Source organism: Gracilimonas sp. (assembly GCF_035704785.1).
GTDB lineage: Bacteria > Bacteroidota > Rhodothermia > Balneolales > Balneolaceae > Gracilimonas.
Map to the genome: position 1 here is coordinate 1 of NZ_DASSWP010000179.1, position 6,376 is coordinate 6,376.

At 40.9% G+C, this 6,376-nt stretch carries 7 protein-coding genes; 3 read left to right on the forward strand and 4 right to left on the reverse strand.

All coding sequences use genetic code 11. From position 1 onward, the window contains the following. The 4 genes from VFM80_RS10265 to VFM80_RS10280 form a co-directional block, all read right to left on the reverse strand. Positions 1 to 392 (reverse strand): gamma-glutamyl-gamma-aminobutyrate hydrolase family protein (locus VFM80_RS10265; RefSeq protein WP_395071737.1); only part of this gene is annotated, 392 nt, incomplete at its 3' end. After that, positions 382 to 1,380, reverse strand: a complete 999-nt coding sequence (locus VFM80_RS10270) for an amidoligase family protein (protein WP_395071738.1) — start codon at positions 1,378 to 1,380, stop codon at positions 382 to 384. The genes VFM80_RS10270 and VFM80_RS10265, both read right to left, overlap by 11 nt. Before the next feature lie 134 nt (positions 1,381 to 1,514). After that, a complete protein-coding gene (locus VFM80_RS10275) occupies positions 1,515 to 1,820 on the reverse strand; it encodes a type II toxin-antitoxin system RelE/ParE family toxin (RefSeq protein WP_395071739.1) in 306 nt (101 codons plus the stop codon). Beyond that, positions 1,811 to 2,041, reverse strand: coding sequence for a hypothetical protein (locus tag VFM80_RS10280; RefSeq protein ID WP_395071740.1), 231 nt, complete (start codon positions 2,039 to 2,041; stop codon positions 1,811 to 1,813). The genes VFM80_RS10275 and VFM80_RS10280 overlap by 10 nt, the downstream gene beginning before the upstream one ends. A gap of 197 nt (positions 2,042 to 2,238) precedes the next feature. On the opposite strand from VFM80_RS10280, the gene VFM80_RS10285 reads away from it, so the two are divergent. The 3 genes from VFM80_RS10285 (at position 2,239) to VFM80_RS10295 (ending at position 6,337) form a co-directional block, all read left to right on the forward strand. Beyond that, positions 2,239 to 4,134, forward strand: coding sequence for an ABC-F family ATP-binding cassette domain-containing protein (locus tag VFM80_RS10285; protein ID WP_395071741.1), 1,896 nt, complete (start codon positions 2,239 to 2,241; stop codon positions 4,132 to 4,134). A gap of 97 nt (positions 4,135 to 4,231) precedes the next feature. Beyond that, entirely contained in the window at positions 4,232 to 4,576 is a 345-nt protein-coding gene (locus VFM80_RS10290) for an AtuA-related protein (protein ID WP_395071742.1), read from the forward strand. A 312-nt stretch (positions 4,577 to 4,888) separates the two neighbouring features. Next, positions 4,889 to 6,337: a hypothetical protein gene (locus VFM80_RS10295; RefSeq protein ID WP_395071743.1), complete on the forward strand. Its 1,449-nt coding sequence runs from the start codon at positions 4,889 to 4,891 to the stop codon at positions 6,335 to 6,337. Positions 6,338 to 6,376: the final 39 nt, after the last annotated feature.

Genomic DNA, 6,376 nt, shown 5'->3' on the forward strand with positions numbered 1-6,376 from the left:
ACCGGCATGTTTCGTTCAATTGCTTCGGAGAGATATTTTAACTCAAGTTCATCCCGTTCCAAATCAATTGGGGACTTTTTTGTGTGCTGGAAATAACGGGCCAGCCAATAGATCGGGAAAAATAAAATTGATAACAGCCACTCAAAAATAGTCCGGTTATCCCTTGCAAGGATAGCCCGCTCTATCCGCTGCTGTCCATATTTCAATGGTTCCACATCAGCCCCGCCTCCCATGATAAGCCCATCGATCTGGCCTATACTCCGAGGCATACTTGTGGTTATTCGGAGCGGCTTGCCTCCGGCCAAGATCACGGATAACGCCGTAAACAGCCAGGCTGCCTGACCTCCTTCATTTGGTCCTGTTACCCCAATTACCGGCTGTCTATCTAACATTGTTCACCCAACGATCCATTAATTTAATCCATTTCTTTTTCATGCTGAACACAGATTTATCATCCATTTTTAGAAATGCGCGACTGTATTGATCTAAACTTTTTTCATCATCCGCCAACTGCTCTACCAATACCCATCTATTCCACTCCTCTGCCAGCGACCATGTCTCATCTTGAATTGAGCAATTAGGCAACCGATAATGAAAGGTTGGACGGGCGGAAGTCAATTCTTCTTTAAGCAGTTCTTGTGTTAATTCCCTGTTCATAAACATAAAAGCAGGGAGTAGATCAAGCGGCCGGTTTCGTGAATTCTTAAATTGAAAGTAATCCCTGATCAGCGTTTTTAGATCCGGGTTATAATCTTTACGCAGGATGTATCGGATGTAATCCATTTCATATTCGTTAATGTAAGGTGTGATCTTCCGCGACAAGTCAATATCGGCATCCTTTCGGATCCACGCATCCATCATCAAATACGCCTTCAGGTGACGAAGAATGCTCTCCGCAGAAAGTTCAGGAACTTCAGGGTTCAAATGCAGTCCAAACGCATAAAAAAAAGAACTCCCGGTACCTTTGGCCTTCCACTCCCTTAGTTTTTCAACCAGCCTATCCATTTGTTCTAACTCTGAGATCAAAATGGGAGGCGTAATAATTTCAAACGGAACTACGGTTGAGGCCATATCGCGCAACGTATCTTCGAGCTTGTCTTTATTTTTAAGCTTATCAACATCCAGTCCGACCGACTTCAGCATCTTTTCATATTTCTTATTCAGAAACAAACTGGCATCCAGTTCCAGGGAAAAATCACCAAATTCAGAATCTATAACGGCATATTGATATCCGCTGATCTGTTCCACCTTTCCGCCGTACAAGTCGGAGATCATTTCGGCGGCATCTTTCATCTCCACACCGGTGAACTCAAACTCGAAGCCTACCGAGCGTTCTTCGCCATCCTGATTTTTAATTTTTGGGGGATTTTTAAAACTCACATTCATCTTTACTTCTTTGCAGTACTTTAAACAGATGTAAGGTGAGATTCAATCCTGAATTTTAAGACTTTGACGCGAAAGCTCCACAACACAAAGTAGAGAAGATGTAATTCCAGACTAAGCATTTCAAAAAATTAAAACTCTAATCTATCTGGATTCTGATATGTATTAAACAAGTATAAAATTTCTACTACACCATCTCTAAATTCGTAAAAAATAATAGTGCGTTTATTTAATACAGACCTCCTTGTTAAATCTGTCCCAGCAACTTTACCATAGAGCTCAGGATTAATTGAGATGAGCTGAATTCTTCGTTCTAATGCCTGATAGAAGTTTCCTAATTCTCTCTCCGACCAATTTTCTAAAAGATAGCTTGAAATGTCTTCTTTGTTATTTAGAGCAGTATCTGTCCATACAACAGGGTGTTTCTTTAAAGCCATTCTTCATACGACTTTCGAACTTCTTCGTGTGCAGTTACTCTCCCTTCTTTTGCGTCTTTTCTTCCTTCTTTAATTCCCTTTTTCACTTCTTTGGGCAAATCATCCCAGTGAATGGACTTCTGACTTTCCTTTACCGACCTAATGTCTTCAAGTATCTTCGGATCTTCAATATTCTCAATCCATTTTAACAATTCGTCTTTTTCATTTTTCAGGACATTCATAATCAACTCCTCTTGTTTAGTACATTATAGATAAATATGGTGATTATATAAAGCAGCACAGAACATTCGGAGGAACTAAAAACGCCTGAGACTTTTCGGCCATGCCATAAATATTCCTCTGATCAATATTCGATATTCCTCTCCTTTTATCCGTATTTTAATCGTTCATCAACAGAGCTCACAATCAGTAAACCTAAATGACCTACCTTTCTACAGAAAATCTTTCCAAGAATTTTGGCATAAAACCACTTTTTGAGGATCTCACTTTTGGGATCTCAAAAGGACATAAAACTGCCCTTATAGCACCAAACGGCACCGGGAAGTCTACACTCCTTAAAATTTTGGCCGGCGAAATGGAACCTGATTCAGGCAAGGTGATGACCCAAAAAGGTCTTCAGATCGGTTTTCTTGCACAAGAGCCCGAGATGGATGAGAGTATGACCATCAGTGAGTTTATCGCTCATGGTAATTCTGAAAAGATCCGGGTGGTACAACGATATGACAAGGCTGTTCGGGAGCAAGCCGAGGACTATAATACGCAAACCCAACAGGAATTCGAAAAGGCATCGGCAGCTATGGATGCTTCAGAAGCGTGGGATGTGGAACAGCAAATGGAACAAATCTTGGGTGTGTTGAGCATTCACGACCTGGATCAATCCATTGCCTCACTTTCGGGAGGGGAGCGCAAAAGGGTGGCGCTGGCTTTTGTACTGCTGGATGAACCGGATCTGCTGATCCTTGATGAGCCCACCAACCACCTTGATGTGGAGATGATCGAATGGCTGGAGCAGTATCTCGCCAAAAGTACCATGACTCTGCTCATGGTAACTCACGATCGATATTTCCTCGACCGGGTATGTAATCATATCCTGGAACTGGATTACGGCAAGCTCTATCACCACAAAGGGAATTATGAGTATTACCTGCAAAAGAAAGCCGAGAGGGAAGAAGTGGAAGCCACTGCAATTGCCAAAGCCGGCAAGCTGATGAAAAAAGAACTGGAGTGGATGCGCCGTGGACCCAAAGCCCGAACCACAAAATCGAAGTCGCGCATAAAAGCTTTTTATGAGACCAAAGACAAAGCGACCTCTGCTCGCGAAGAAAAAGAATTACAACTGGATGTAAATATGAGCCGGATGGGCGGTAAAGTGCTGGAGGTTGAAAACCTGTCCAAATCTTTCGATGATATTGTGATCCTTAATGATTTCAGCTACCAGTTTTTGCAGGGTGAACGTATTGGAATTCTTGGTAAGAACGGTGTTGGGAAAAGTACCTTTTTGAAAATTTTATTGGGCGAAGAACCTGTTGACTCCGGTGAGATCGAAACCGGCGAGACCATTGTGTTTGGACATTATCAGCAGAAAGGTATTCAAATTGATGAAAGTAAACGGGTGATCGAAGTGATCAAGGAAGTGGCGGAAGTCATTGAATTGGCCAATGGCGATAAGATCACTGCTTCACAATTTCTGGAACATTTTATGTTTCCGGGCAAGATGCAATACACCCCTGTCGAGAAACTAAGTGGTGGCGAAAAACGGCGACTCGGTTTGATGATGGTACTCATCAAAAACCCGAACTTTTTAATACTTGATGAGCCTACCAATGATCTTGACCTGCTCACTTTAAATAAACTCGAGGATTTCCTGCAAAACTTTGGCGGCTGCCTGATGATAGTATCTCATGATCGCTTTTTCATGGACAAGCTGGTTGATCATTATTTTGTATTTGAAGGAAATGGAGTCATTGAAGATTTTCATGGCACCTATGAGGAATACCGGGAAGAAATGCTTGCCAAGATCTCATTGCAAGGCCAAGCTAAAAAGACTTCAGCTGCACCTAAACAAGAGCAGAAATCAAAATCCGAGAAAAAATCTGAAGAAAAGAAACTCAATTATAATGAGCGCCGGGAGTTTAATAAACTGGAAAAGGAGATCGCCAAATTGGAAGAAGAGAAATCTGCGCTCGAGCGAAAAATAAATGCCGATGATCTTGAATATGAGGAGCTGAATAAATTGAGTAAGGAGTTTGAGGGCCTGAAAGAAAAACTCGAAGAAAAGGAACTTGTTTGGCTTGAACTGGCTGAAAGAGCATAATTAAAGTTTTCAGCGTTTTCGTAGCAAAAGCCTGATTGTGAAGTGATTTCAATTCGGGTTATCTTTAGAAAAAATAAGCCTAAAAAAATTATTCATCATGCCAACAGTAAAACTCTTAAAAATAGCGCACGGAAGAAGCGGCGATAAAGGTAATGGAAGTAATGTAGGTATTATAGCCCGCCATCCTAAAATTTATCCTTTTCTAAAAGAAACTCTCACCGCAAACCGTGTCAAAGAACACATGAAGCATGTTTGCAAGGGTGATGTGGAGCGCTATGAGCTACCGAATATCGGAGCGTTGAATTTTATACTGAACGAAAGTTTAGGTGGCGGCGGAACCGTTTCCCTTAAGCTTGACGCTCAGGGTAAAACACATGCCTCTCAGGTGTTGAGAATGGATGTTGAAGTTCCTGAAAAATTATTAAAGCTAATCGAGAATTAGAGATCTTCAGCTTTTTAAGTAAATGACTGTTACCGGCATCCATCAGTGTTTCCATGGAAATGAAGGAACCTTTATCTCCCTGTTAACAGTTAACACAGTCTGCAGCACTAAAGGCCTGCCCCCTCTATTTGATTTTTAATTTAGATTATGGGTCATTCCTGTTATAATGCGGCCTTATTTTTCCCAACTTTAATTTAATACTGACAAGCCTTGTTCTACCGGCTACTTTCTTTAAACTGGCGGATTTTTATCTCCAATCTGAATCGATTTCAGTTATTACTGACGATCGGATACATCTTATTTTTGGGGATCATGCTTGTCAATCTAATTGGGACTGCCATTGTTGTAGTCCTAATGGATAGCAGGCCATGGATGGGCATTGAACTTCCCTGGCTTACTCCTGATATCTACTCTTTTATACTCCTCGTTTTCGGTAATGCTTATTGGGTCATGCATTTTTCTTTTACCAATATGCGTCTCTTAAATATTGAAGAAAACCGAAAACTCCTTGGCTTCGGCTTTCCTTTAAATCGCCTTGCCAAATACCTGACATTGATCGGCTTTTGTCATCCCCTCAACATCATCTATAATTTTACCTGGCTCGTATTTTTATTGCTTCAGGTTAATTATGCCTTTCAAATTCCGGTTGCTTTAGCGGCTGTTGGGGTTAATTATGTGATCATTTATTCCGTAAAACACCGCTTTATACGTGTGGTAGAAAAACGGTTTATAGCTGTGGTAGTTGGCTTTCTTTTCCTGGTATTCGGGCTCTTCCAGCTGATATCTGTTTTTGCTTCCAACTCGAGCCGTATTTTTTCGGAACTAATACCTCAGGTTGAAACGGTAAATGCCTTTCTTTCCTGGTTACCCGGGGGAATGCTTCTTCAAACAGTGACCATAGATTATGGACCGCTCAATGCGAGTATGATTTTCTTTTTCTCACTTTTGGTAATTGTCCTTACCATAATGGATCACTTCAACAAAACCAAAGAAGGGTTATTAAATCCCGGCTTAAAGAAAGCAGAAGAGGAAAGCAGCAAGCTGTGGGACTTCCTTCGAAAAACCCTGGGGCGTAATGCAGGGAAGTATTATTTCTATGTGATGAAACATCCCTACAACCGGCTTCAGGTTTTAACTTTAACAGTTATTCCCATCGTTTATGTGCCGCTTTTAATGAATGTTGATTTTGAGATCGCTAAAACTATTTTGATCCCAACGATCCTGGCCGGAATTCCCGTGGCTCTGCTCGCAATGGGAATGGCGAACATGTATGGCTATGAAAACCGGGAATTTTTGCTTCATCTTCAATTCCCTATTAATTTAGAAAAACAACTTAAAGAACGGTTTCTCGGAGTTATAATCCTGCCTCTCTTGGTATTTTACCTTATCACATTTTTTGAATTATTATTGATCCCGGAAGTAGGTTCACCCCTTGATATTTTTATTGCAAATACGTTTTTCTTTCTGATGTTTATGCTGCTCTTCGTTTGGAGTTCCTATTTTCAGTATAAAAAAGCGACCTATTCTTCTTTTAGTTACAAACACCCTATCATACCACAAAAAGTTACGTTTGCCATCTCTTTCCTTATTTTTTCCATGGGGTATCTGGTCTTTGTTCCTTTAGAAGGACTTCAATGGTATCGACTTACCATCATGAGTACCGTAATTGTGATCATGGTGATTTATCTGTGGAAACACTTAGATGTTTTGGTTAACCTATTCAAGAACCGAGTATTGATGAGATTATGGAACGAGCTATAGAGATCAACAATTTAGTAAAGTGTTACGAAGACGAGCCCG

Bases quoted from the DNA above. Each gene is read 5' to 3' on its own strand.
- VFM80_RS10275 (WP_395071739.1), bottom strand. From the start codon at position 1,820: ATGGCTTTAAAGAAACACCCTGTTGTATGGACAGATACTGCTCTAAAT.
- VFM80_RS10280 (WP_395071740.1), bottom strand. From the start codon at position 2,041: ATGAATGTCCTGAAAAATGAAAAAGACGAATTGTTAAAATGGATTGAG.
- VFM80_RS10285 (WP_395071741.1), top strand. From the start codon at position 2,239: ATGACCTACCTTTCTACAGAAAATCTTTCCAAGAATTTTGGCATAAAA.
- VFM80_RS10290 (WP_395071742.1), top strand. From the start codon at position 4,232: ATGCCAACAGTAAAACTCTTAAAAATAGCGCACGGAAGAAGCGGCGAT.
- VFM80_RS10295 (WP_395071743.1), top strand. From the start codon at position 4,889: ATGCTTGTCAATCTAATTGGGACTGCCATTGTTGTAGTCCTAATGGAT.